The sequence below is a fragment of the Clostridium putrefaciens genome (genome assembly GCF_900461105.1).
GTDB lineage: Bacteria > Bacillota > Clostridia > Clostridiales > Clostridiaceae > Clostridium_L > Clostridium_L putrefaciens.
On the sequence record NZ_UFWZ01000001.1, the window covers coordinates 60837 to 87345 of the forward strand.

The 26509-nt window shown below is 28.5% G+C and carries 24 protein-coding genes, 1 tRNA gene, 2 pseudogenes and 1 riboswitch; of the genes and pseudogenes, 7 read left to right on the forward strand and 20 right to left on the reverse strand.

The window, feature by feature from the left end; genetic code table 11:
• The 4 genes from DY168_RS00240 to DY168_RS00255 all read right to left on the reverse strand — a co-directional run bounded on the left by DY168_RS00240 (window position 1) and on the right by DY168_RS00255 (window position 2191).
• Window positions 1–1242 (reverse strand): HlyC/CorC family transporter, encoded by a 1242-nt coding sequence (locus DY168_RS00240; RefSeq protein ID WP_115639957.1) that lies wholly within the window; start codon window positions 1240–1242, stop codon window positions 1–3.
• A 407-nt stretch (window positions 1243–1649) separates the two neighbouring features.
• A tRNA-Arg gene (locus DY168_RS00245) sits at window positions 1650–1724 on the reverse strand.
• A gap of 203 nt (window positions 1725–1927) precedes the next feature.
• Entirely contained in the window at window positions 1928–2038 is a 111-nt protein-coding gene (locus tag DY168_RS15210; RefSeq protein ID WP_115642356.1) for a hypothetical protein, read from the reverse strand.
• A 15-nt stretch (window positions 2039–2053) separates the two neighbouring features.
• A complete protein-coding gene (locus DY168_RS00255; protein WP_172556213.1) occupies window positions 2054–2191 on the reverse strand; it encodes a hypothetical protein in 138 nt (45 codons plus the stop codon).
• Window positions 2192–2432: 241 nt separating this feature from the next.
• On the opposite strand from DY168_RS00255, the gene DY168_RS00260 reads away from it, so the two are divergent.
• A complete protein-coding gene (locus DY168_RS00260) occupies window positions 2433–2768 on the forward strand; it encodes a phasin family protein (RefSeq protein WP_115639959.1) in 336 nt (111 codons plus the stop codon).
• Between the two features lie 53 nt (window positions 2769–2821).
• Window positions 2822–4414 carry an ABC1 kinase family protein gene (locus DY168_RS00265; RefSeq protein ID WP_115639960.1) on the forward strand — a complete coding sequence of 531 codons (1593 nt, stop codon included), beginning with the start codon at window positions 2822–2824 and terminating at the stop codon, window positions 4412–4414.
• A 212-nt stretch (window positions 4415–4626) separates the two neighbouring features.
• On the opposite strand, the gene DY168_RS00270 is transcribed toward DY168_RS00265, so the two are convergent.
• Window positions 4627–5199 (reverse strand): TetR/AcrR family transcriptional regulator, encoded by a 573-nt coding sequence (locus tag DY168_RS00270; protein WP_341458774.1) that lies wholly within the window; start codon window positions 5197–5199, stop codon window positions 4627–4629.
• Between the two features lie 222 nt (window positions 5200–5421).
• On the opposite strand from DY168_RS00270, the gene DY168_RS00275 reads away from it, so the two are divergent.
• Complete coding sequence (locus DY168_RS00275) at window positions 5422–6315, forward strand: phosphatidylserine decarboxylase (protein ID WP_115639962.1); 894 nt, start codon at window positions 5422–5424, stop codon at window positions 6313–6315.
• 769 nt (window positions 6316–7084) lie between these two features.
• On the opposite strand, the gene DY168_RS00285 is transcribed toward DY168_RS00275, so the two are convergent.
• Window positions 7085–7720 carry a hypothetical protein gene (locus DY168_RS00285; protein ID WP_115639964.1) on the reverse strand — a complete coding sequence of 212 codons (636 nt, stop codon included), beginning with the start codon at window positions 7718–7720 and terminating at the stop codon, window positions 7085–7087.
• 398 nt (window positions 7721–8118) lie between these two features.
• On the opposite strand from DY168_RS00285, the gene DY168_RS00290 reads away from it, so the two are divergent.
• A complete protein-coding gene (locus tag DY168_RS00290) occupies window positions 8119–8556 on the forward strand; it encodes a hypothetical protein (RefSeq protein WP_115639965.1) in 438 nt (145 codons plus the stop codon).
• A 113-nt stretch (window positions 8557–8669) separates the two neighbouring features.
• Here the strand turns inward: DY168_RS00290 and DY168_RS00295 are convergent, their stop codons facing one another.
• The 7 genes and pseudogenes from DY168_RS00295 to DY168_RS00325 form a co-directional block, all read right to left on the reverse strand.
• The gene (locus DY168_RS00295) at window positions 8670–9143 is read right to left on the reverse strand and encodes a YcxB family protein (RefSeq protein WP_115639966.1); all 474 of its coding nucleotides are present in this window, start codon (window positions 9141–9143) and stop codon (window positions 8670–8672) included.
• Window positions 9144–9229: 86 nt separating this feature from the next.
• Window positions 9230–9715 (reverse strand): YcxB family protein, encoded by a 486-nt coding sequence (locus tag DY168_RS00300; RefSeq protein ID WP_115639967.1) that lies wholly within the window; start codon window positions 9713–9715, stop codon window positions 9230–9232.
• Window positions 9716–9927: 212 nt separating this feature from the next.
• Window positions 9928–10581, reverse strand: a complete 654-nt coding sequence (locus DY168_RS00305) for a hypothetical protein (protein WP_115639968.1) — start codon at window positions 10579–10581, stop codon at window positions 9928–9930.
• 348 nt (window positions 10582–10929) lie between these two features.
• Window positions 10930–11958 carry a galactose/methyl galactoside ABC transporter permease MglC gene (mglC, locus tag DY168_RS00310; protein WP_115639969.1) on the reverse strand — a complete coding sequence of 343 codons (1029 nt, stop codon included), beginning with the start codon at window positions 11956–11958 and terminating at the stop codon, window positions 10930–10932.
• An 18-nt stretch (window positions 11959–11976) separates the two neighbouring features.
• Window positions 11977–13035, reverse strand: a pseudogene (locus DY168_RS00315) (ATP-binding cassette domain-containing protein); the annotation flags it as partial.
• An 87-nt stretch (window positions 13036–13122) separates the two neighbouring features.
• Window positions 13123–14610 (reverse strand): UDP-glucose--hexose-1-phosphate uridylyltransferase, encoded by a 1488-nt coding sequence (locus tag DY168_RS00320; RefSeq protein ID WP_115639971.1) that lies wholly within the window; start codon window positions 14608–14610, stop codon window positions 13123–13125.
• Window positions 14611–14718: 108 nt separating this feature from the next.
• On the reverse strand, window positions 14719–15885 hold the full coding sequence (locus tag DY168_RS00325; RefSeq protein ID WP_115639972.1) for a galactokinase: 1167 nt from the start codon (window positions 15883–15885) through the stop codon (window positions 14719–14721).
• A 159-nt stretch (window positions 15886–16044) separates the two neighbouring features.
• Between DY168_RS00325 and DY168_RS00330 the strand changes: the two genes are divergently transcribed.
• The 3 genes from DY168_RS00330 (at window position 16045) to lgt (ending at window position 19028) form a co-directional block, all read left to right on the forward strand.
• The gene (locus DY168_RS00330; RefSeq protein ID WP_115639973.1) at window positions 16045–16986 is read left to right on the forward strand and encodes a DUF5107 domain-containing protein; all 942 of its coding nucleotides are present in this window, start codon (window positions 16045–16047) and stop codon (window positions 16984–16986) included.
• Between the two features lie 103 nt (window positions 16987–17089).
• A complete protein-coding gene (locus tag DY168_RS00335; protein WP_115639974.1) occupies window positions 17090–18094 on the forward strand; it encodes a LacI family DNA-binding transcriptional regulator in 1005 nt (334 codons plus the stop codon).
• Window positions 18095–18257: 163 nt separating this feature from the next.
• Window positions 18258–19028, forward strand: coding sequence for a prolipoprotein diacylglyceryl transferase (gene lgt / locus DY168_RS00340; RefSeq protein WP_115639975.1), 771 nt, complete (start codon window positions 18258–18260; stop codon window positions 19026–19028).
• A gap of 749 nt (window positions 19029–19777) precedes the next feature.
• On the opposite strand, the gene DY168_RS00350 is transcribed toward lgt, so the two are convergent.
• The 7 genes and pseudogenes from DY168_RS00350 to thiD form a co-directional block, all read right to left on the reverse strand.
• Window positions 19778–20647, reverse strand: coding sequence for an ATP-binding cassette domain-containing protein (locus DY168_RS00350; protein ID WP_115639977.1), 870 nt, complete (start codon window positions 20645–20647; stop codon window positions 19778–19780).
• 15 nt (window positions 20648–20662) lie between these two features.
• Window positions 20663–22177, reverse strand: a complete 1515-nt coding sequence (locus tag DY168_RS00355) for a hypothetical protein (RefSeq protein WP_147291401.1) — start codon at window positions 22175–22177, stop codon at window positions 20663–20665.
• A gap of 189 nt (window positions 22178–22366) precedes the next feature.
• Window positions 22367–22744 carry a hypothetical protein gene (locus tag DY168_RS00360; protein ID WP_115639979.1) on the reverse strand — a complete coding sequence of 126 codons (378 nt, stop codon included), beginning with the start codon at window positions 22742–22744 and terminating at the stop codon, window positions 22367–22369.
• Window positions 22745–23218: 474 nt separating this feature from the next.
• Window positions 23219–23881 (reverse strand): Mpv17/PMP22 family protein, encoded by a 663-nt coding sequence (locus tag DY168_RS00365; protein WP_115639980.1) that lies wholly within the window; start codon window positions 23879–23881, stop codon window positions 23219–23221.
• Between the two features lie 101 nt (window positions 23882–23982).
• The gene (thiE, locus tag DY168_RS00370) at window positions 23983–24609 is read right to left on the reverse strand and encodes a thiamine phosphate synthase (RefSeq protein ID WP_115639981.1); all 627 of its coding nucleotides are present in this window, start codon (window positions 24607–24609) and stop codon (window positions 23983–23985) included.
• Complete coding sequence (thiM, locus tag DY168_RS00375) at window positions 24599–25495, reverse strand: hydroxyethylthiazole kinase (RefSeq protein ID WP_423237241.1); 897 nt, start codon at window positions 25493–25495, stop codon at window positions 24599–24601. The genes thiE and thiM overlap by 11 nt, the downstream gene beginning before the upstream one ends.
• Window positions 25493–26308: pseudogene (thiD, locus tag DY168_RS00380) on the reverse strand (bifunctional hydroxymethylpyrimidine kinase/phosphomethylpyrimidine kinase); the annotation flags it as partial. The pseudogene thiD and the gene thiM, both read right to left, overlap by 3 nt.
• A gap of 83 nt (window positions 26309–26391) precedes the next feature.
• A riboswitch (TPP riboswitch) is annotated at window positions 26392–26504 on the reverse strand.
• Window positions 26505–26509 lie beyond the last annotated feature (5 nt).

Genomic DNA, 26509 nt, shown 5'->3' on the forward strand with positions numbered 1-26509 from the left:
TTACGTAAATATACGTACCTTTTTTATTCTATTTTTATCTAGCTCTTCTATAACGAATTTAGTTGTGTCGAATTGTATGTTTTCTCCTGTATCTGGGAATCTTCCAAGCTGACCTATTATAAATCCGCCTATAGAATCAAATTCTTCTGATTGCATGGATGTTCCTATAAGGTCATTAAGATCATCTAACCTAGCACTTCCAGATACTACATACTCATCTTCTTTAATTACATCAATTTCTTTATCATCTTCATCATCATATTCGTCTTCAATCTCTCCAACAATTTCTTCAACTAAGTCCTCAATGGTTACGATACCTACGGTACCACCATACTCATCAAGCACGATATACATGTGATTCCTGTCCTTTTTCATATCAGTAAAAAGATCTGTAATCCTTCTAAACTCATAGGTGTAATTAGGCTCTCTCATGTAGTCCTCAACGTTAAATTTTTCTTCTTTTTCTTTTAGAAGCAAGTCTTTTATGTATAACACACCTACAATATCATCTATAGAGTCCCTGTAGACAGGTATCCTAGAGAATTGTTCTCTTTTTAAGACTTCAAGGATTTCATCGTAGGTAGATAGAGTATTTATAGCTATAACATCTACCCTTTGAACCATTACATCCTTTGTTTGAAGATCTCCAAATTCGAAAACATTATATATCATTTCTTTTTCTCCAACTTCAAGAACACCCTCTTCCTCCCCAACATCTACTAAGGTTTTTAATTCTTCTTCTGTTATGAAGGGTTGAGTTTTATCAGGGTTTCCACCTAATAACTTTATAATCCCTGAAGATATAAATGTAAATACAGTTACTACAGGTCTGAGTATTATTATAATAAAACTTATAGGTTTATAAACCTTAAAAGAAACCTTTTCTGAATTTTGAGCAGCTAACGACTTAGGGGTTATTTCTGCAAATATAAGCACTAATACGGTCATAGCAATAGTTGCTATTCCTACACCCTTTTGTCCAAAGGCTTTTAATGCAATTGAGGTTGCTAGAGCAGAAGCTGCTATATTTGCGACGTTATTGCCAACTAAAATGCTTCCTAATAGTTTATTAGGGCTTGCTATAAGTTTTTCTATTTTGTCAGCTCCTTTTACACCTTCTTCTACAAGGTGTTTTACTCTTATCTTACTAAAGCTCATAAGAGCTGTTTCAGAAGCTGAGAAAAATGCTGATAATAATAAAAGCACAGTTAATAAAACCAAATGCCACGTGCTAGGGTCCAAAAGTACCACTCTCCTATAATGATTAATTTTTATATAATAAATAACTTTGTGATATCTTATATCCATGTAATATATTTTGAATACATAGATGGGATTAGAATGATTATATATAAGTTAAATTTATAATAATCTAATTTATACTTCTAATACTTTTCTGAAATGTCATAAAATTAAATAAATCTATCTTATTATATCACATTTAATACTAATGTATTAACACAAATTACACACTATTTCAAGGCATTATCTTTTAAATAGCTTAAATATAAGATTTAGGTTAATATTTTATATTATATCTAGTTCTAACTAGTTCTATCTAAGTAATGATACTTTAAGTAGAGATTTTAAAGGTTTTAGGGTAAATAAAAAAGATTAGAAATTTAATAAATTAAAAATCTAATCTTTGTTGGTACTCCCAACAGGAATCGAACCTGTATTTATCCCTTAGGAGGGGATCGTTATATCCATTAAACTATGGGAGCATATATTATTATATTACCCTAACATTCTATTATATAAATTGTATTATGTCAATTATAACTAAGAAATAAATTTAAATTCATTAATTCATGAAGTAGTCCCAAATTGTGAGGGAGAACCTTGTAATTTTGAAGTCAAAGAAAAAGATGAAAAGTAAATCAAATATTTAAATATTGTACATTTCAAGGATAACTTGCTCTAATAATTAGGACAAGTTATCCTTATTATTTACATCGAGATAGGCCATATAACGAGTGATGTCAATCTTAAAGTCCTTGAATCCGCTATAACCAATTGCTCTACAAAATCTTACTATAGTAGCCTCACTAGCTCAACATCTTTTAGATAGGTTACCTATAGATAAATCAGAAATTTCTGAAGGCCATTGTAGTATAAAATTAGCTACCTTTTTTTCAGCATCGCTAAGTTCATTTATTATTCCATGTATTTTTATAATACTTCCACCCAATATAAAACCTTCCCTCACTTTAAATATTATGTTTAATTATTTTATTTAAAGGAATACTTATAGTAGTTACTATATTACTTATATATTTTATCATAGAATTTGATTACTTTAAGATTATTATATTTTTAAATATATAAGTTATGTTAAACATTTATTAAAACCTTTAATAGGTGCGATGCTTATAGTATAATTTATATAAGAATATACTGTAGAATATAAAAATAAATTTGGAGGTGTAGTTATGTTAGATGAATTAAAAAAGGTATTTCTTGCAGGAGTAGGTTCTGTTGCTTATACTTATGAAAAGTCTTCAAAGATTATTGAAGATATGGTTGAAAAGGGAAAGCTAAGTACAAAAGAAGGTAAAGAATTAAGCGAAGAACTAAAAAGAAACATGCAAAGTTCTGGGGAAAAGGTAGTTTCAAAAGTTGATAGTATAAAACCTTTAAATAAAAATGAGGTGCTTTTTATAATTGAAGAACTAAATTTAGCACATCAAGCAGATTTAAATGAAGTTAAAGAAAAGATGTTAAAACTAGAGGCTAAAATAAGCCTTTTAGAAAATAAGCAAGAGTAAAAACAGTAAGACACATATAACTAATGGTGGTTTTAAGTAAAGAGAGGTCTAAAATGGCTAAGAATTCTGCTAAACGTTTGAAAGAGATAGTAAAGGTTTCAGCTTTTTATGGATTTGGGTTTATAGTTGATAATAAAATAAAAAGACAAGATAATTCACCTGAAAATTTAAGATTAGCTTGTGAAGACCTTGGTCCGACATTTATAAAGCTTGGGCAAATATTAAGCACTAGGCCAGACATATTACCTGCGGAATATATAAGGGAATTATCAAAGCTTCAAGATAATGTTTTACCTGAAAGGTTTAAAGATATAAATAAGGTTATAAAAGGCGAGTTTGGCAAATCAATTGAAGATCTATTCCTAAAGTTCAATGAGATACCCTTAGCATCAGCTTCTGTAGCACAAGTACATGAAGCAACACTAAAGGATGGTAGAGAAGTTATAGTAAAGGTCCAAAGGCCTGACATCGCATATAAGATGGAGATGGATATTTCCATACTATCCAGGATATTTAACCTTACTAAGGCTAAATTTAAAGATACATTAATAGATCCTACTGAAGCTTTAAATGAACTTCTTGATTCTACAAGGCTTGAATTAGACTTTAATATAGAAGCAGAGAATATAGAAAAGTTTAGGGGGATTAATAAATTAGTTACATGCGTTTATGCACCCTTTGTAATAAATGAATATAGTGGAAGAACTGTACTTACATTAGAGAAGATTGATGGGTATAAAATTAGTGATAGAGAAGAGCTTTTAAAGTTAGGATATGACTTACCTGATATATCAAAGAAACTAGCATTAAGTTTCCTTAAGAATATTTTTGAAGATGGCTTCTTTCATGCAGATCCTCATCCAGGTAATCTTCTAATTAGAGATGGAAAGATATGTTTTATAGACTTTGGTATAATTGGTAAGTTAAATAAGACATTAAGAGACTCTTTAAATGACGCTGTGGTAGCAGTTGCATATCAAGATATAAATAAACTCATATCTGTATTTATGTCTATAGGAATAAAAAGTGGATTTGTAGATAGGAATCAACTTTATGAAGATATTGATTACCTCTTTGCTAATTATTTAAATACCTCATTTGAAAATATAAATATATCGTATATGCTGCAAGAAGTGTTTGATGTTGCTAGACGAAATAATATTAAGCTACCAAAAGAGTTAACCCTTGTTATAAGAACATTTATAATATTAGAAGGTGTTATAGCTCAAATATCCCCTGAAATTAAGGTTTTAGATATTGCTATACCTTATGTAAAGTCACATAACTTAAATAAAGATATAGATTTAGATGAAGTTTTATTAAATACACATATATTTTTAAAAAATAGTGTTAAGGTTCCAACAAAATTAATAGAGGTTTCAGATAGTATATTAAGTGGAAGAACTAAAATTAAACTAGAACTTAAAAGTTTAGATAAACCTTTAAATGAATTAAATAGAATGGTTAATCGTATGGTGTTTGGACTTGTAGTGTCTGCTATGATTGTTGCCTCATCCTTAGTATTAAATTCTAATATAGGACCTAAGGTATATGATGTTTCACTAATTGGTGTGGTTGGGTTCATAGTTGCCGGGATATCTGGTCTTTGGTTATTAATATCTATTTTAAGGTCGGGTATGATGTAAGGTATGTATACTATTATGAAGTATTTAATATCTAAGGTGTGTGGGAGTTTATTTCGGAAGATTAAAGATGTTAAGGAATAATGTATATTATTTTTTGAAATTAAAATAAGCTTCAGTAGGGGTTAGTCTACTCCCACTGAAGTAAGTAAAGTGATCTAAGCTATAAAGATCTTTGATTTAAATATATAAATTCAGTTAACATAAAAGTAACTTTATATTTCAATACCTCGGAGTACATAGTTCATTAGACTATCTAATAATTCTTCTATGTCAGGATCCTCTGCATTTAACAATTCATATATAGAGGCAGACATCAAAATACCTAAGAATAGGTGAGCCATAAAAGCTGGATTTCCCTTTTTTAGGATCCCATTGTCTATAGCTTCCTTTAAATACCCCTCTAAGATAGATATATAATCACTTAATGAATCCCTGATTTCTACTTGCCTTATTTCTTGACCCCAAAGTTGACTCATAATGACTTTGAAGAAGTCTTTGTATTTATAGACAGATTGAAGCTGTATCTTACAAAGAGCTCTTAGTTTTAATATGGGATTACTTTCTTTTTCCGTCTCTTCTATGATGTCTTCTTTTATTATGTCCATACCAACTTTTATTATATAATTAAATATTTCTTCCTTGCTCTTAAAATGATAGTATAATGTTCCCTTTGCAAGGCCTCCAGTAATAGCTATATCTTCCATAGTAGCACCTTCATAGCCCTTTTTAGAAAAGATATCAATAGCAGCTTTAGAAATTATATTTTTAGTTTTATTCAAATCCATCACTCCAAGTCTATATGAGTATTTACTACCTATAATATATCATCCAACAACAATAAACAACCAATTTAAATATAATGTAATTGAATTTTCAGTTATATAGTCTTGCCTTCTTATTTTCCTTATTTTAAAGTATAATATGTATTATAGAATCAATAATATTATTATGAAATGTTATTGTATAATTTTTTGAAATATAATAGTTTAACAAAATGGAGAGATGAAATGATAAAATATTATAATCGTAATTCAAAGGAATATGAAGTGGAAAAGGTGGCAGGGGATAAGTATTTAAAGTGGAACTACTCTTCTCCAGTTGGACTCACTTTACTTGAGATGTTTATAAAAAAGAAACTATTTTCTAAAGTTTATGGAGGCTACTGTGATAGCTCTTTAAGTAAGAAAAAGATAAATAGTTTCATAAAAGAATTTAATATAGATATGAATTTATGTGAAAAGGGTCAAGAAGACTTTAATAACTTTAATGACTTTTTTATACGTAGATTAAAAAAAGAGGCTAGACCTATAGATGAAAATAGTAATATGCTAATTTCTCCTGGAGATGGTAGATTATTTGCTTATGACAACATAGATATGGATAACCTTGTGCAGGTAAAAGGATTAACCTATAGCTTACATGAGCTTATAGGAGATAAAACCATTGCAGATAAGTATAATGGGGGACTGTGTTTGGTATTAAGACTGTGTCCTACAGACTATCATCGATTTCACTTTATTGACTCAGGAATATGTAGTGATAGTAAAAAGGTAAATGGAGATTACTACTCTGTAAATCCTATAGCCTTAGAAAAGATACCTAAGCTTTATTGTCAAAATAAAAGAGAATGGAGCTTATTTAAATCAGAAAACTTTGGTGATGTAATACTAGTTGAAGTAGGAGCTACCTGCGTTGGAACAATAGCACAAACTTATGACCCAAACCATGTTGTTAAAAAAGGTGATGAAAAGGGATACTTTAAGTTTGGAGGCTCTACTACAATTATGTTTATTAAGCCTAACACTGTAAAGATAGATGAAGATATATTGCGTGAAACATCATTAGGTTACGAAACAAAGGTTGTTATGGGAGAGACTATAGGTAAGAAAATAAGTATTTAAATCATCACAAAAGATATATTTTAATAGTATATGTTCCATAATTAAATATTTTACTTTATTAAGCGTAATTTGGTGTATCAATAAAAAACATTGCTCCAACAGCCCAAAATAATAGTAATCCGATAAAAACTGTTACTATATTAATAACAATAAACCTTTTAATCTCTTGTTTAGTCTTTGTTTTTGATATAAAACAAAGACTAAACATCAATAATATATACATTATAAATGTACTTAATCCATTTACAATTCCTTTATCACTAGGATACCTAAATACTGGTGTGAAATTAACTTTATGATTAACCATATCTAATATAAGTAGTATAATAAATCCATAACAAAATGAAGTTATTATACTAAATCTATAAGCTATCTTTTTAATAATAATTCCCCCCTACTTTTAAGGATAGTGTTAACACCATCTTTGTTTTATTTTACATCTTTCTTTATTTAAATATGTGCAAACTATACTTGATATTAATACGCTAATGTATTAACAAAACATTATAAATAACAAAATGATCCCAGACTCCATAATCATTCGGATCGGTATTTATAGGAAAAGGATAAGGACTTTTAATAAAAGAGTATAAAGAAGTAAATTAGGTTTACATAGAGTATTGTTAAGAAGATAATACCTACACTACTTAATAGTAGCATATTAATAGTATATAAAAGGTGAATAATATGAGGTTAATTTTAAAATAACATAGAACAACTTCTAAACAGACTTAAAAATTCAGCCTTACTATGTTTTTTAAAATAATGGTTATAAAAACTTACAAATAAATTCTCCATTTTCATCAAATACATAAGTATAGCCTTCTAAGATATCCATTTTCATTATTATTATAACATTTTCTTTTAGGTTAACTTGAAGAATAGCAAATCTACCACCATCTAAGTGCTTAATACTTTTAGATAAAAGGTCAACAAAATAATAAGCTCTTTCAACTTGTACACATAGCTTATTTGTATCTTTAAATGGATATACTGTAATATCAGTCACACCATTTTTGAAAAATGAATTTAATAAAAATGTTCTGGACTCATCCGACAATGGTGATTGTATTTTAAATATAGACTTTTTATTATCTATATAGGTAAATATATAATCTTGATTAATTGTAATTGCATAGTTACAATATTTAATTTCATTATTAGTTACCTTTATTTGGTTAGTAGTTATAATGTTATCGCTTGAATAATTTGATTTAAAAAACTTTACATTATCATAGTCGTATAACTTATTTTCCACATTCATAACTAAGCTACAATTATATTTAATTATTTCATCAAGACCAGAAAGTGTATATTTATGTTTATTAAGTGCATTTTTAAATGCCAAAATAAAAATTATCAATACTAAAAGATAAATTAATGCTGTGAAAATCTTTTTAAACAATATAAGCATCTCCTTTATTTTATTTCAATAAACATATATTACCATAACTTAAACTGTTTATCAATATACTATTATTAAATAACATTAAAACTGTTTTGCATATATAACATCATATTTTTTTGTGGGGATATAGGATATCAATTGATTCTTAGACTAAGGTGGAGTTTGCTTATAAGGAATATATATCTCCATATGCGTCTTAGAAGAACTTATCCAGGGGGGTAGCAGCCGTCATCCCCCACCTTGAAGAGGATAGGGGTGTTACGGCTGTTAGCCATCGGATAAATAAAAAATATATGCATCATCATTAATAAAAGATAAAGTTATACAATTAATCTTGCGATATGGTAAAATAAGGATATGTATTTAGCATTTCACAATAAGCCTGGGGGTATATAATGAAGAAAAAGAGAGCTATAATTAGGATATTACTTATGACCATGATAATTTCTTTAAATATTTATAATGTGTCCTTTAAAAGGATTAAGTTTAGTGATAAGTATTTCAAAGATGATGATTATAAGATAATAGTTGGAGGTACAAGTGCAAGTGGGATAAAAGTAGAAGATAGAGATGAAAAAGAAAAGGTAATTGAATATATGGACTCTACTAAATACTTTTATGGATTTAATCTGAAACCTGGAGGTGATAGCCCTACTGGAGGTATATCCATAGTTTATAAGGATGGCGAATATTATGATAAGTTTATTTTTTATGGAATAAAGGTGGTACATCGTACAAATGATGAAGAGTACTGGGAAGAGTATTGGCTTACGGATAATCAGTTTGATAAGCTTCAAAAGTTATACAATGATTTGAAAAAGCGTAGTAAATAAAAAATTAGCGTGGTTATTTTTAATCCAATAAAAGAAATGAATTGTGGTTATGATGAATTGATTGGTTGCATTTAAACTTATTTTTTAAGTAAAGAGAAAGAGATAGATTCTTCTCATTTTGACAAATGTTTATTAAATTCATTTATAAAAGCATTTTTAGTATCTTCATTTTCAAAGGCTATTTTAGGTATTGATATAATTTCTTTTGAATTATATAGATGTATATATTTACTAGATTCAACTACCTTATCAAATAATGACCAATACAAAAGCATATCATAGTTAGTTGAAGTAATTGATAGTCCAGCTTCATTTATCGATAATAAGAATTCATTTACTTCATCTTCTAGTCCATAAGAAAGAATTTCTCTGGTTAATATTGGATCTAATGTAGTTGACACTATATATAATATAAGAAATGTAAAGATTCCTTCTTTCAATCCAAGGAAAATAAAGGGTGAAAAGATTGCAATAAGAACTATATACCTATTTACTAAAGTACGTTTTTTAAAATTTTCAGAGCCTGAAGTATATTCTGATTTAGAATTTAGATATTCTTCTCTTAAAAGAGAATATTTTATCTCCATTTAAACACCTCCATTAGTAATAAAATTTGTTTATATATCTTTAAAATGCTGAAATGGAATACATTTTCATGGCTTTGGGTTGTCTTTTATTTTCCTAAATGTTTATTTAGTTCATTTATAAAATCGGTTTTATTATTTTTGTTTTTAAATATCTTTTTAGGTATTGATATATTCTCCTTTGAATTATATAAATGTATATATTTTTTAGATTCAACAATTTTATTAAATAATGGCCAATATAAATTAAGCTTATATTCATTGGTGGTAACTGATATGGAATTTTCATTTATAGATAATAAGAATTCATTTATTTCATGCTTTAATTCTTTTTTAACTCGATAATGAAGACCTACCTTAACTGACATTGGCAGAAATATAACCATTAATATGTACATCATAAGAAAGGTGCCAATCCCCTTTTTTAATAAGAAGAAGGTAATAGGTGCAAATATTACAATAGTAAGTATATACCTACCTATAAAAAATCGTTTTTTAAAATCTTCAGAACCAAATATATACTCTACTTTAGAATTTATATATTCTCTTTTTGTAAAAGAATATTTTATATCCATATGAATACCCCCTATTAGTAATGGATAGTGTTAACACTACCTTTGTTTTAGAATCCATAAGCACTTATTATTAATTTTATTCATCTCCTTTAACTTATAATAGTTTTAAACATCTAAATAAGGCAAGATACACAATATATATAAAACTTTGATAAAGAAGCTGAGAGGTACTTAAAGTAATATGTTCTCTTGTGAAAATACAACTCATGCTATTATGATGTCTTCTTTATTTTATTTAATTTTATATACTTAAGTCTAAGGTAGAATTGATGAAATCCAGGACTAAAAGCTGCAGTAGAGCAAGAAAGTATTAAGTATGAACATGCATCAAATAAACTATTATCAATATTTTTTGATGAATACATTCCAAATATAACAAATGAAGAAATTATTGAACGTACAAAGGCCTTATTTAAAGGTTTTCTCACAATATTGTTTTTTAATTTGTTTTTAATACTTTTGAAAAGTAAATATATACAAAGAATATATATCATTAAACTTGCAATTATAGCAATAATGTTAATTGGATTATTGAATTCATAATAAAAGGCCTTCATTGACATATAGAGAAAAAGTATGGAAATTGTTGAATATGAAATTGCAGTATATAAATGGAATAAGAAATCAAGCTTTTTAATAAGTAATATAAATATCAAAGAAATTATATCAAAAATAAAAAGGCTATAGTACATAATAACTTTAATATTATGTGGCATAGGCATAAAGAGTATACTTTTATAAAGAGAGTCTAAGCCTCCAGATAAAAACACATTTATAATAATAACAGTAGTCAAAATATGTTTTCTCATAAGTTTTGCTTCCGGTAATGATAAATAAATATTTAAAAAGTCATTTTCTTTACTCAAAAGAATCCTCCTTTCCAAAGTGTGTTTATTTAATTATAACTTAATAATGAATATTTTACCAACACCCCATGGGTTTAAACATATGATTGTAAGATAATGGTTAGAGGTGTAAGTGAAGTGGCATAATTAATTTTAAGGAGTGAAGATTTTAATATGTTTAAAAAGAAAAACAATATAATGCTAATATTATTAAACAGAAAGTCATGATTTTCACCCTATATCAGATTAATATGATATAGGGTGTTTGGATAGATTATAAAAACAGATTATAAAAAGTGTAGTCTACGGTTTTATATAGTTAGGATTGCTGATCTAAAAGCCATAATGGCCTACTAAATATATTTTACTTTATTTTCTTTTGACGTATTTTCTCATATCAATTGCTACTGCACTTACTATGATAAGACCTTTTACTATAAATTGGAGGTAAGCATTTAAGCCTATAAAAGCTAGACCGTAATTAATAACCTGAAATATAAGAACTCCTGTTATTATTCCAGGTACAGTACCGATTCCACCTGAAGTTGATACTCCGCCAACAACACAAGCGGCAATAGCATCTAGTTCATACATATTACCTGTATTATTAGTAGCACTACCTACACGTCCAGCTTCTAAAGATCCAGAAAATCCGTAAAGAAGTCCTGCTAAGGCGTAAATTAAGATAAGATTTCTTACAATATTTACACCGGATACAGTAGCAGCTTCTGAGTTGCCACCGATAGCATACATATTTTTACCAAAGCGTGTTTTATTCCATAGAATCCAAATGATAACTGTGGCTATTAGGGCATATATAACCAAGTATGGAATGGCAAACTTTCCAGTACCAATGCTTCCTAGTACAAACTTTGAAAAGTCTGGATCAAGTCCTCCTACTGGTTGAGCACCATAAGGTGGACGATCAAAATATATAGAGTTAAGTCCATAAACTATAATCATCATGCCTAAGGTTGCAATAAAAGGTGGAACTTTTAATATGGAAACTACTATTCCATTTAGTAAACCTATAAAACCGCACACTAACATAGCTATTAAAATAGGTATAAGTACTGGTAGTTTTCCTAGGGTTGGATACATACGATAAGCATAATCTGTAGCTTGTAATAAAGATGCGGATAACACTGCGGCAAGTCCAACCATACGACCAGCGGATAAGTCAGTACCTTCAGCTATGAGTATACCACCAACACCTAAAGCGATAATAATGCGAGTAGAGGCTTGAGTTAATATGTTACGAAAATTATTTATAGATAAAAAGGATGGTTCAATGGCTACTATTACACATAATAGAACTATAAGAACTATATATATTGCATTATCTATAAACCATTGCATATTAATTTTATTTTTTAAAGAAATTTCTAGCTTTTTCATGATATAACTCCTCCTGTTCTACAAATACTTTGATGATAATTTCATAATTTCTTCTTGATCAGTATCTTTAGTCTTTAAAATATCAGCAACTTTGCCATTACTCATTACTAAGATTCTATCGGTTATACCTAACAATTCTGGCATTTCTGATGAAACCATTATAACGCCTTTTCCATGACTTGATAGTTTAGTCATTAATTGATATATTTCATATTTAGCACCTACATCAATACCTCTAGTAGATTCATCCATCATTAAAATTTCAGGATTTGTAAGAAGCCATCTTCCAATTATCACCTTTTGTTGATTTCCACCGGATAAGCTACCAATTAAAGTATCTTGAGACGGAGTTCTTACCCTCATAGAATCTACAACCCATTTAGTATCTTTTTCTATATTCTTATCAGATAAAAGACCGAAGCGTCCTTTATAATTATGTATGTTACAGATTACTGAGTTGAAACTTACAGGAAGCTTTTCAAAGATACCATTAGATCTTCTCTCTTCTGTTAACATAGCAAATCCATTTTTCATAGCTTTACTAGGTGTATCATTTTTAATCTCTTTACCGTGTAAGAATATTTTAGATGAATATAATTTTCTTATACCAAAAAGGGATTCTAATATATCTGTTCTTTTAGAACCTACAAGTCCAGCTATTCCTAAAATTTCACCTTCCCTAAGTGTAAAGCTTACATTTTTAATAGAAGGTTGGCATTCAGAGGTTAAATCCGTAACTTCTAAAATAACTTTGCCTGGAGCATTAACTTTTTCTGGGAACCGATTAGATAAACTTCTACCTACCATCATCTTAATTATGGAATCAGTAGTTAGCTCATGAGCAAATTTAGTATCTATCCATTGACCATCTCTTAGAATAGTTACTTCATCTGAAATGGTTAGAATTTCCTCCATCTTGTGAGATATATAAATAACTGATACCATTTTGATCTTAAGCTTATTAATTATTTTAAACAAATGTTCCACTTCTTTTTCAGTTAATGATGATGTAGGTTCGTCCATTACTATAACTTTAGAATCATAGGAAACTGCCTTGGCTATTTGTAGCATTTTAATAAAAAGTTTATTAATATTTATATATCAAAGTGGAAGTTCAAGTAAATGTAATTAATGCAGATAAATTAGTTTGAATATCATATTTAATTATAACTGTGAAATGAATTTTTTAAACCCTTCTATACCATGGTCAGTTCTTTTAAATACACCGGCATCCTCCAGGACTCTAACAAATTTTAATCCTACTTCGTCTTTTATAAAGAGATCTAGAGATTTTTCATTGTTATATCTTTTTTTTAGGTCTTCTGCAAAAGTAAGGTGGTATTCTTTTACTGAATTACTTTTGTTTAATATAAAGTCCTTGATTTCTTCTAATTCATTTAATAATCTTCCAGGAAGTACTGCAAGTCCCATAACTTCTATTAAACCTATGTTTTCTTTTTTTATGTGTTGAACATCGGCATGAGGGTGGAAGATTCCTAGTGGATGTTCTTTTGAAGTTCTATTATTTCTAAGCACTATATCCATTTCATAGAAACCTTTTTTGTAGCGAGATATAGGGGTTATTGCATTGTGACTTTCTCTTTTGGTGAAAGGAAGTATATGTCTTTCCTTATCCTCGTATGTCTTCCAGCTATTAAAAATATAATTGGTGGCTTCTACTATATCCTCTGTTTTTTTACCTTTTATTCTAATGGTAGATAAAGGCCAATTGATTATAGAAAAGTTTAAAGTAGGATACTTAGATAAATTAAAAGTGTATTCATCCTCAGCCTTTTCCATAGGGAACTCATAATAGCCACCTTGGTAATGTTCATGACATAGTATAGAGCCACCTACAATAGGTATATCAGTATTTGAGCCTAAGAAATAATGAGGAAACTTTTCTACGAAGCTTAGCAGGTTTTTAAAGGTATTTTTGCTTATTTTCATTGGGGTATGTTCCTTTGAAAGCACTATGCAGTGTTCATTATAATAAGAATAGGGAGAGTATTGAAGATACCAATCCTCGTTATTGATATTAAGCTCTATCATTCTATGATTGGATCTGTCTGCATGGTCGATCCTTCCTTCATAGCCCTCACTTTCTTTACATAATGGACAGGCGGGATATGTAAAAGAAGTTTTTGAGTTTTCCTTTTTTCTTTGTTTTGCTATTTCTTTTGGATCTTTTTCTGGCTTTGATAGATTTATGGTTATATCTAAATCACCATATTTAGTTAAGGTTTTGTATGAAATATTTTTTTGAATTCTATCTGTTCTTATATAATTACTGTTTTTACTTAGATTATAAAAATAATCGGTAGCTTCTTTAGGGGAAGAAGAATACTTTTTATAAAACTCTTCATTTATTATTGAAGGATTATTTAAAAAAACATTCATTATTTTGCTAGATAGTATGTCTTTTTCATATAGATAGTATTCTATTAGTCCTGAATTTAAAGAATACTCTAGGATATAATTTAATGTTTCATGCAAGGTGTATTGAAGATTTGTACTTGTATATTCATAATTATCTAGCTTTAATATGGCTAAGATTCTATTTCGTGCGTATATTTTATCTATAGAATAAATCATTTGATTTTCTATAGAAATTTCTATGAGTCTATCTATTAAACTATAAATATTATTCATTATCACTATCTCCATATCTATTTCAAATTATTTCATGCCAGTTTAAATTATAAACTTTAGGCATATTCACTATAAGGGCTATTCATAATAAATTAATAAGTTAATAAGTTAATTCAGTTTAGTTGAACCTTGGCCTATAGAAGCTACATAAATGGAAGCTTCATATCCTATAGCATTTTTATAATCTTTAGATACATTTTCTAGAAAGAGATCTAAGTCTTTTTTAGAGACTATGGCGATTGCACAGCCACCAAAACCAGCTCCAGTCATTCTAGCACCTAAGCATCCCTTTTGTTTCCAAGAGCTTTCTGCTAAAACATCTAGTTCACTCCCTGTAACTTCATAATTATCTCTAAGTGATATATGAGATTTATTCATTAACTGACCAAAAGACTTTAAATCATCATATTTAAGTAATTCTGTAGCTTCTTTAGTTCTTTCGTTTTCTGAGATAGCATGCAGCGCTCTTTTTTCTTCTATAGGATTTTTAATAGCATATTTATATTTATTGAATTCTTCTAAAGTTAAATCACATAAGTTATTTATTTTAATTACAGATTGAAGCTTTAAAAGGGCCTTTTCGCATTGTGATCTTCTCTCGTTATATTTTGAATCAGCAAGTTCTCTTCTTTTATTTGTATTCATTATGACTATAACATTATCCTTTAAATTCATATCTACATACTCATAATACAATGTATCACAATCAAGAATTATGGCAGAATTTTTTTTGCCAAAGGCTATGGCAAACTGATCCATTATTCCACTATTCACACCTATATATTCGTTTTCAACTCTTTTACCTGTAAGGGCTAGAGATTTCTTGTCTATATTAAAAGAAAATTCTTCTTTTAATATGACTCCTATTAACATTTCTAAAGAAGCAGAAGAGGATAAGCCTGCTCCATTTGGGATGTTTCCATATACTAATATATCAAAACCTGAATTTATATTTAAATTTTCTTCAGACATATATTTAATCATACCTTTAACATAATTAGTCCAGGAGTGATTTCTATTATATTCAAGGTGTAATAAATCTAGTTCTATTAATCCAACTTCCTTAAAGTTTAATGAGTATAGTCTAACTTTTTTATCTTGCCTTTTTCTTATTAGGCCATAGGTTCCAAAAGTTATTGCACAAGGAAGGACAAATCCTCCATTATAATCGGTATGTTCACCAATTAAGTTTATTCTACCGGGTGAAAAATACTGATTTCCTGATGGAATATTAAATATTTTTTCGAAATAATTCTTTAAGTCATTTATAACCATAAGTAATCCCCCTATATATTTTAATATTCAACTTATACTTATATTATAAGGTTTTACTAAAATAAATCAATGTATTTACTAAAGACAGTAGATGATTTATAATATACATATGTAAATAAATATAGAGTATTACTATAACAGCACTTAGGAGGGAAAGTTATGATAGAAAAAACTAATTTTAAAGGTATAGAAGCGATAAAACTTGAAAATAATTATTTGAAAGTTATTATAATACCAGAGCTAGGTGGTAAAATAGCATCTATTTATAATATAGAAAAGGATTTTGAACTTTTATTTCAAAATAAAGAAGATATATATGTAAAACCTAAACTTTATGATGCCTTTGAAAAGTTCGATGCCTCAGGATTTGATGATGCTTTTCCAACCATAGATAAATGCTCAGTTTATATAAATAATAAGCATATAGAGTATCCTGATCATGGAGAAATATGGAGCTCAGAATTTCAATATGAAACAAAAGAAGATAAGATAACTTTAAGTTATAATAGTAAGATATTGACCTATACTTATATTAAAAAATTGCACTTAAAAGGTGATAGATTAATATGTGAATATGAAATAAAAAATAACGGCGAGTTTGATATACCTTGCATATGGGCATTTCATTGCCTTGTTAATTGTGAGGAAGACATGAAGATTATTTTCTCAAAGGGAACAGATTTAATAGAAAATGTTCATGAAAGTAAGTATCTAGGAAAAGAGGGGACAGTTCACAAGTATCCACAAACTTTAGATTTAAATGGGGGAGAATTCTATTTAAATAAGATTCTTCCTAAGGATTTAAAAAATACGGAAAAGTACTATGTAAAAGGGAAAGTTAATAAGGGACAGTGCGGAATGTATTATCCTTCTAAAGATATAAGTTATAATATTTATTATGATGAAAAAAAGTTGCCATATTTAGGATTCTGGGTTACAGAGGGCGGATTTAGAGGAGACTATAATTGTGCATTAGAGCCCACTAATGGATATTATGATGATATAATTAAATCTACTAATAAAAATAGTGTTTTTATTTTACAGCAAGGAAAGTCATTATGTTTTAATATGGAAATAGAATTAAAGGTCCTAAAGAAGTAATAGTTTAAGGGAAAGATAAAATACAAACTGAAAAGCTTATTTTAGTATGAATAAAATAATATTTCTAGGTCATAGGCTTAGATATTGGTTAGGGGAGAAGATTATGGCTACTATAAAAGATATTGCAACTAAAGCTGGGGTATCTATTTCTACTGTTTCAAGAGTTTTAAACTTTGATGAAAGTTTAAATGTCCCAGATGTTACAAAAAAGAAAGTTTTTGAAGCAGCAGAGGAACTTAATTATGTAAAGAGAAAAGAAAAAAGAAATCACCAAAATAGTAACACCAAAATAGCTATAGTGCATTGGTATTCTGAGAAAGAGGAGCTAGGAGATCCTTATTATCTTTCTATAAGAATAGGTGTAGAAAAAAGATGTGATGAGGAGTCTATACAAACTATAAGATTAAATAAGGAGGAAGCATCTTTAAATAAAGAAGGTATAGATGGGGTTGTTGCTATAGGTAAATTCTCAAAAGAGGAAATAGAATTCATAAAGAACATAAGTGATAATATAGTGTTTGTAGATTCTTCTCCAAATGAGGATTTATTTGATTCTGTGGTAATAGATTTTAGAAAGGCTATGACAGAAGTTTTGGATTATTTAACTGATTTAGGGCATACAACTATAGGATACATAGGTGGAGAAGAATTTGTTAATAAAAAGAAAGAAAAGGTTAATGATTATAGAGAAATAACATATATAGAATATATGAAATCTAGCGGAATATTTAAAGAGGATACATTATCACTAGGAAACTTTACTCATGCATCTGGTTATGAGATTATGAAAAGTATGCTAAAACTAAAACAAGTACCAACAGCATTTTTTATTGCTAATGATACTATGGCTATAGGGGCATATAAAGCAGTATTAGAAAAAGGACTTAGGATTCCAGAAGATATTAGTATAGTAGGGTTTAATGATATATCTACCGCTACCTATTTAGCTCCTTCATTATCTACTGTCAAAGTTTATACAGAATTCATGGGAGAGTCAGCAGTAGAACTTTTGTTAGAAAAATTAAAAACTAATAGAGAAATAAATAAAAAGGTTATAATACCAACTAAATTTATAATAAGAGAAAGTTGTAGAAGTATAAACCAATAAAAGGAAGCACCTCAGGGGTCCTCCCTTTTATTGGGAGGACCCCTGAGGTGCATACAATAAAAGGGAGATAGCATGGGTAATGTATATATTAATATTAAAATGATATATAAATTTAATTACAGAAGGGAGGAAATCATCTATGTAATGCGTAGATGGTGAAGATTTGAATCCAGTAGCTTTTAATATATTTGGGATAGATTTAATGTGGTATGGAATAATAATATCCTTTGGAATGATGCTAGGGCTTATTATAATTTCTTACACCAGCAAGGTAAAAGGTGTTAGTTTTGATAATATAATAGATACATTTTTAATAGCTTTTCCAATAGCAATATTGGGTGCTAGAGCTTATTATGTGGCCTTTGAATTTGAAAATTATAGAGGGGATATATCATCCATGTTTAATTTAAGGCAAGGTGGACTTGCTATACATGGGGGAGTTATATTTGGTGTGCTTGCAGCCTACTTATATTCTAAGAAAAAGAAGTTTGATTTTTTATCCATGATAGATGTAGTAGCGCCTTCACTTATACTAGTTCAGGGCATTGGAAGGTGGGGAAACTTTATTAATAAAGAGGCTCATGGAGGTCCTGTAACCTTTGAGTTTATAAATAAGTTCCCAGGCTTTATTCAAAGGGGTATGAATATAGGTGGCATATATTATCATCCTACATTTTTATATGAATCAATATGGGATCTAATAGTATTTTTTATTCTTCTTATACTACTAAAAAGGAGAAAAGAAGAGGAAAAGGGTACTATAATAGCATATTATGCTGTTTTATACTCTTTAGGTAGATTCTTTATTGAAGGATTAAGGACAGATAGTCTTATGATATTAGGCCTCAGGACAGCTCAGTTAGTAAGTTTACTTCTTATAATTGCTGGACTTGTAAGTATTTTCATTATAAAGAAAAGAGCAAATAGTAAATAATAAATAAAAAAGAAGGCTTCTAAGAATAAGTTTTTAGAAGTCTTCTTTTAGATCATATTAAAGTTTATAGCTTTGAAGAAGATTTACATGAAATATAAACAAATATACAACTTAATAAAAGTAAAATAAATCTATTTACCAAAAAGTATGCTGGGGATATAGTGTAGTAAAAATTATTAGAACTTGCACCAATGGAAACTATTTTAAATATTCGTCCAGAGGATAATAAGTCAATAGAATAATATGATGTTAATACAAAGAGAGAAGCATATACATTTTTTGTTATGGTTAGTAACAATAATACTAGTGAACATAGAAATAATATATTGGGAATAAACCGAAGGCTTAGAATTAAATTACTTATACTTAAAAAACCAACACTTCTATAATAGATTAGGCCAGTAACAAATGAACCCATGGTAAATATCAATATATAAGTAATCCATCTGTAAAATATTATATAGTTAAAATTATTTCTATTATAAAATGTAATTAATTCATATATTTTATTTTTATAATCATAATAAAACACATAAATTGTAATAAATGATGCACTTAGTGGAATTATATAATCATATAAATTATCACAACTTTTTAATTTCATTTCTTCTTTTATAGATTGCAAATAATTCATTGGAGCAGGGGAAATTATTGATATAATAAAAATGACAAATAACAGTAAGAAAGTAAGTTTAAATTTACGACTTTTTACATCGTATATCTTAAAATAATTATCATATAAAGGTTTATTATTTTTGAAAGAAAACATAAGCATTTTCTAAAGAAACCTCCTTTGTAGGATAACTACCATTAAGTACATGTTCATCTTTGATAAATTTAATTTTAATAAGGTCGTTATTTAAGCGCCTCTCTTCAATAAGTGTGACACGACTTTGAATATCTTTGAAATCATTTAGGTCACAAACTAAGGTATAAATATTTTTTGCAGCTTGTGAGATTACTTCATTTATATCGCTATCAAGTATAATGTCACCGTTTTTCATGATTATTACATTTTTACTATATAGTTCAGCATCCTCAATTATATGAGTAGAAATTAAAGTTATTTGATCGTTACCAATATGCGATAAATAATGTCTAAATTCCAATCTTTGTTCCGGATCAAGTCCAACGGTAGGTTCATCAATTATTATCAATTTAGGATGTCCAATTACAGCTTGGGCTATTCCTAATCTTTGTTTATACCCTCCTGAATATTTTCCAAAAGATTTCTTAATAACATCATTTAAATTAAACTTAGATATAACTTCATCCATTGCTTGTATTTTTTTTGTGGATTTAATACCTTTAATATCACAAACATAGGATAAGAAATCATAACCAGATATGTTTGGATATATGTCAAAATGTTGAGGTAAATAACCTATATTATCAATACCATTATTTTTTATATTCGATATATCAGTATTGTTTAGAGTTATATATCCACTTGAAGGGCTTTTTAAACCTACAAGAATATTCATCAATGTGGTTTTACCTGCACCATTAGGGCCTAATAAAGCTGTAATACCATTTTCACAGGAAAAGGATATTTCATTTAGCACTTTATGCTTTCCATATGAAAAATTAACATTTTTAACTAATAAATTGTTATTCATATATATTAATTACTCCTATCTATAATTTATAAGCAAGGTTTCATCAAATATTTGGAATGATGAATGTGTATTTGGATTTTGAATATCATATGACCAAACAGCAACTATAATCTTTTTGAATTTCATGCTTTTTAAGAGATCTAAATCTCTTTCGGATACTGTATTATTCTTTGAAGAAAGTTCTGAAACTAAGCTTTCTAAAGATAATTTAAAGAAATCTAGGTTATAGCCCATAGGAATTATATATTCAATGTCATTATTTTCGATTGTTTGATACTGACCTGAGAATAAATTTAATCCTGATGACTGTCCTTGTAGTATATAACCATCAGCGTTACTTTCTATTGGAAGATTAGAATATAATTTTGACGAGGTTTCAACCTGGATATTAAAATTAATTAAGGAGGTATTATTTAATCCGGGATACCAATAAAAAGTTGAACAAGGTAAATTAATAGCATGGTTGCTCACATAAAAAGTTGGTATACCAAGATAGTTTTCAACGTTTATGTTTCCCTCATAGTTGATTGAAATAATTAAATTAGATTCCTTAGTACAAGGATAATTAATTTGTAATTGATTATCCTTGTGTGTAAATTCAACAGGGTCATTACCAATACTTACTTGTGCTACTTTTAATGAATCATCTAATGAAAGGCTAATATTTTCCACGTCATTTTGAACGAAAAGCTTAATAGTACATGTATTCTTAAGTGAATTATATAACCTAAGCTTCATATCATAAGACTGAATATAATAGTTATTTACATTCATTAATTTATATCCATATAAATTAACAGTTCTACTATTAAAACTTAAGTATGAAGTAGCTAATAAACAAAATACAATACAAAGAGATAATAAAATAGATTTACATTTTTTATTTGTATAGATTATAGCAATAATAGAAAGTATAAATAAGGATATGAATAGTACAAAAAGTTTATCTAAATAGTAAGATTTATTAAATATTTGACCTGAAATATCATTTGATGAGACTAAAGTATAGTCATCAAATATATTAAAAAGTTTATATAGTGGATTATTAGAGGGAGTATAGAATTCTAATAAGAATAAACTGTATATTGCAAAGGATAATAATATTGAAAATCCATTCCTACATACAATGCCAATAGAAGAGCCTATTGTAGTAGCTGTTAGATTAGATAAAGTCCATATAGTGAAAAAATGTAGAATAGCTTTAAAAACAAATATAGATTCAAAATGGATATTCTTAAAGATAATAATTGAAAGTATAGGTAATAAAGCTGTTACAGTAGAAATAAATAGAGAGGTTATTATTATTGATAATTGTTTTTTTAAAATGTTATTTTCTAAAAAGTGTAGTATTTCATAATCTTTATGCATAATATATGTACTTACTATAAGTGTAAATAGATTTGAACAGATAATGCCAAAGCAAAATACCTTTGAAAATTCAAACAGTGATGACTCTAATACATCTAGTTGTATAGTAATCAAAAATAGATTAAATAGTATTGAAAGTAAAAATATTGGATTCTTAATCATAATACCTACATAAAACTTAGCGGTTTTTATCATAATTCATGTTACGTAAGGAAAAATATACATATAATTACCTTACTTACCCCTTTCGAATATTATATAGTACTGCCATAATAGTGTTTGTGATGTAAAATAAAAACTATCAAACTTAGCTAATTTGATAGTTTTTATTGTTAAGTAATTTAATATTTATTAATCAGTAAGAGATAAATCAGCACTTGCGTTACTGCTTGTACCATTCCATCTTAAATAATATGATTGGACTTCACCGTTAGTTGCATGGCTTTGGGATGTAAAACCAACGGTTGCACTGTTACCATTATTTAATGTAACAGATGCAACAACAGGATCAGGAGCCCATGATTTGATTTGAACTGCGCGAGCAATACCCTTACCTTCTGTGCATGTACCTTTAAGATTCCGAGAGCCACTTCCTAAGTAAGCAAATGAAGATTCAGAAGATCTTCCAGTTAAACCTTTTGATACATAAGTTGCAGCACTTGCGGTAATACAGCTAAAAAGTGAAACCCCAAGTAGAACACCAGCTATAATTTTTTTTTGTTTAATCATTATAAATTACACCCATTATTTAAGTTTTTTTATTGAAATCCGGATTTACATAATAAAATTATACCACATAATATGGATTAAAGTCAATATATATATAATATTATAAATTTAGGAAGATATAATCTTTAAAAAATCTATACTAAATTAATAAGATGATTTTTGTATTGAAAAGGCAGAATTTTTTTAGATTATTTTTTATCTAATGTTAAGCTATAATGCACATTGTATGTTTTAATCCATTTGTGCTGAAATATTTTGTTTCAGAAACTAAAAGAAAAACATAAAATGTGAAGAAAGGTTTTTTCGTAACTTATTTAAAAAGAATAATGTAAATTATCTTACTGATTCTATTTTGAATATTTCATAGAACTTTTTAGTAATATCTTTAACTTCTTTTCCACCTTTATATATACTACTTTTCAGTTTATAACATTATTAAAGAAGGACTTAGTTTTAAAAGTATTTAAAGAAATATTATTTTTGTCTTTTCGAAAAAGATAAAATAGCACCTAAAGCTATAGATAAAAATGAAGCAGCCAGTACCCTATATTCTGAAGGAAGCATAAAGGTTATAGTATGGGCTGGAATCCAAAAGAAAGGTATGGTTTTTAACACTATAAATCCTATGAAGGAACTCCAATCTATAGCTTCTAATGTTTCATTAAGACTTAGCTTTAATATCTTAGACAAGGTACCATCACCTAAATCTATAAGTGTATCCGTAACTCTATGAAAACCCATAAAAGCTGGAGCAAAGGTTAAATTCATTATACTACTTGTGAAAAATGCTGATGAAAGTTTGTTTAATATTGGATTTTGGAAGGATGGAAGGAGTCCTTTATTTGTTACATAAGATATTCCACCAGAAAATATATCAAACATTATAACAAAGATTATTCCAATAAATCCCCATACTAGAAATTTATAAAGAAGTCCTTTAGGTTTTTTGAAATCTCCAGTGCAGATTTTTATAGATAAAAATTCACCCATAGTAGCTAAAATAGAAACCTTTATGAAGCCAAGTATATAAGGATGAGACTTAGTTAAGATTAAAAATAGTTCTCTAGTCACAGGATAAGCAAGAAATGAAATGATTAAAATTAAAATAAAGCCCCACAATAAATCTTTTTTCTTCAAATTAATATCCCCCATAATTCAAATTTTAGAAGTTCTGTGTTCAACATAATTTAATTATTAAAAATGTATCATTAAGCTTATTTTAACATATTATACCTAACTTAAAACTTAATTAGTGAATTTAAATTTTCTGATGCAAGCCTAATATCCTCTTTTCCTAAAATATCTGAAACTACTGCTATTCCATCGATATTTGAAGAGTCTAATTGGTGAATATTTTTTATAGTTATGCCACCTATAGCAACCACGGGAATAGATAGAGTTTCTTTAATTTCTTTTAACATATCAATAGAAACAGGCTTTGCATCTTGTTTAGTAGATGTGTGGAAAATGGCTCCAACGCCTATATAATCTGCGCCTTCTTTTTCAGCCTTTATAGCCTGCGATAAGGTTGTAGCTGAAACTCCAAGGATTTTATCATTTCCTAAGATCTTTCTTGCAATAGTGCAAGGCATATCTTTTTGACCAATATGGACACCAGAAGCATTAACTGCTAAGGCTATATCCATTCTGTCATTTATTATTAAGGGAATGTTATATTTATCTGTAACTTTTTTTATATTTAAAGCAGTATTATAAAATTCTAAAGTTGTAAGATCTTTTTCTCTAAGTTGTACTAATGTAACGCCACCTTTTATTGCTTCTTCTACGGCGGCGTATAAATCTGTATTTTTCAGTAAGTCCCTGTCTGTTACAAGGTAAAGCTTATAATTTACATCAGTCTTCATATATTTTCCCTCTCTTTACTATTACTTCTTCAGATAATTTGTAAATTGCATCAAGAATATTTATTTTAAGACTGCCAGACCCACCACACTGATCTAATCTTTCAAAGGCTATTTCACCTGCAATCCCCATGGATACTACTCCAGCTAAAGCAGAAGCTAAATTGTCTTTTCCAGATCCCAAATAAGAACCAATTAGTGAAGTGCACATACAGCCTGTGCCAGTAACTTTGGACATCATTTCATGGCCATTTTTTATAGTATAAATGTGTCTACCGTCAGTTACAATATCAACTTCACCAGTTATAGTAATTATAGTATTTAATTTATTTGCAAAATCCATAGCAAGCTTCTTTGTTTCTATAAAATCATTTTCATTTGAGGATATATTGTCTACGGAGTCTACTCCTTTAGTTTGTGTTTTTATTCCATACAATGTCTTTATTTCTGACAAGTTTCCTCTTATAACTGATAACTTTATTTCTTCCATTATCTTTTTAGCTATCTTTGTTCTATAAGGTGTAGCCCCTGCACCTACTGGATCTAAAACCACAGGAATATTTAATTCATTAGCCTTTTTTCCTGCTAAAATTATAGATTCTACAGTTCTGTTATTTAGGGTTCCTATATTTAAAACCAAGGAAGAAGCTATAGAGACCATATCTTCAATCTCATTTATATCATCTGCCATAACAGGTGATCCTCCTATTGCGAGGGTGATGTTAGCACAATCATTAACTGTAACATAGTTTGTTATATGGTGAACCAAAGGAGATTTTTCCCTTAGTTTGGATAAAAGTTTCCCTATATCTTTATGAGATTTTGTAAGGCTATTATCATAAGGTGTACATACACTTTCTTCAATATCATCATAAGGATGTTCTGTAATTAAACCTGCCTTTTTATATAATTCATAAAAATGATTAGTGGGTCCGACCCCATGACCGATATCTAATGAGTGTATAATGGCTTTGGTAATATAACTTTTTGCTTTTCTAACTGAATCATTTACATTAAATCCAAGAGCTAAATTCGAGGCTATAGCTGAAGATAAAGTACATCCTGTACCATGAGTATTTTTTGTATGTATTCTCTCAGAATGGAAGTAGAAGAATTCTTTGCCGTTATATAAAATGTCTATAGCATCTCCAATCATATGACCTCCTTTTAAAAGAACATTTTTACAACCAAATTTATAGATTTCCTTTGCGGCTTTTTCCATATCTTCAACTGTTTTTATTGAAGTAATTTTTGCATCAACTTCTCTAAGTATTTCTTCTGCTTCTGGGATGTTAGGCGTAATAATATCTGCTAATGGTATGAGTTTAGTGATTAAGGTCTTTTTAGATTCGGGCTTTAATAATGAATATCCACTCTTAGATATCATTACAGGATCTAAAACAATATTAATTGGCTTATACTCTTTTAGTTTTTCACTTATAGCATTAATCGTATCAACTTTTGAAACCATGCCAATTTTAACTGAATCTACTTTAATATCTGTGAAAATTGCATCAATTTGTGCTTTTATAATATCAGCATCTATATCTTGAACGTCAAAGACTCCCTTGGTATTTTGTGCTGTCACAGCTGTAATAACGCTCATACCATAAACTGCATTTGCGCTAAAGGTCTTTAAATCTGCCTGTATACCTGCTCCACCAGAGCTATCTGAGCCGGCTATAGTTAAAACATTTTTCATAATTTATTACCTCCTTTAGATATATAAATACAAAATAAAAAAAGGCACAAGCAGAAGCTTGTACCTTTTACGCCATTAGCAATAAAACAAAAGTAAACATCTTCCTACGCTGGTATTACCCATTTCAGGTTCATAGGGTCAAAGATTTAAGGTTCTTAGTCTCAGCCGACCAATTTCGGCACCCCCGTGTTATCTAATTAT

Coding starts and splice junctions, on each gene's coding strand:
- DY168_RS00330 (WP_115639973.1), top strand. CDS start 16,045: ATGATAGAAAAAACTAATTTTAAAGGTATAGAAGCGATAAAACTTGAA.
- DY168_RS00260 (WP_115639959.1), top strand. CDS start 2,433: ATGTTAGATGAATTAAAAAAGGTATTTCTTGCAGGAGTAGGTTCTGTT.
- DY168_RS00335 (WP_115639974.1), top strand. CDS start 17,090: ATGGCTACTATAAAAGATATTGCAACTAAAGCTGGGGTATCTATTTCT.
- DY168_RS00270 (WP_341458774.1), bottom strand. CDS start 5,199: ATGGATTTGAATAAAACTAAAAATATAATTTCTAAAGCTGCTATTGAT.
- DY168_RS00295 (WP_115639966.1), bottom strand. CDS start 9,143: ATGGAGATAAAATATTCTCTTTTAAGAGAAGAATATCTAAATTCTAAA.
- DY168_RS00320 (WP_115639971.1), bottom strand. CDS start 14,610: ATGAATAATATTTATAGTTTAATAGATAGACTCATAGAAATTTCTATA.
- DY168_RS00360 (WP_115639979.1), bottom strand. CDS start 22,744: ATGATTAAACAAAAAAAAATTATAGCTGGTGTTCTACTTGGGGTTTCA.
- DY168_RS00300 (WP_115639967.1), bottom strand. CDS start 9,715: ATGGATATAAAATATTCTTTTACAAAAAGAGAATATATAAATTCTAAA.
- DY168_RS00355 (WP_147291401.1), bottom strand. CDS start 22,177: ATGATTAAGAATCCAATATTTTTACTTTCAATACTATTTAATCTATTT.
- DY168_RS00350 (WP_115639977.1), bottom strand. CDS start 20,647: ATGAATAACAATTTATTAGTTAAAAATGTTAATTTTTCATATGGAAAG.
- thiE (WP_115639981.1), bottom strand. CDS start 24,609: ATGAAGACTGATGTAAATTATAAGCTTTACCTTGTAACAGACAGGGAC.
- DY168_RS00325 (WP_115639972.1), bottom strand. CDS start 15,885: ATGGTTATAAATGACTTAAAGAATTATTTCGAAAAAATATTTAATATT.
- DY168_RS00265 (WP_115639960.1), top strand. CDS start 2,822: ATGGCTAAGAATTCTGCTAAACGTTTGAAAGAGATAGTAAAGGTTTCA.
- mglC (WP_115639969.1), bottom strand. CDS start 11,958: ATGAAAAAGCTAGAAATTTCTTTAAAAAATAAAATTAATATGCAATGG.
- DY168_RS00290 (WP_115639965.1), top strand. CDS start 8,119: ATGAAGAAAAAGAGAGCTATAATTAGGATATTACTTATGACCATGATA.
- DY168_RS00275 (WP_115639962.1), top strand. CDS start 5,422: ATGATAAAATATTATAATCGTAATTCAAAGGAATATGAAGTGGAAAAG.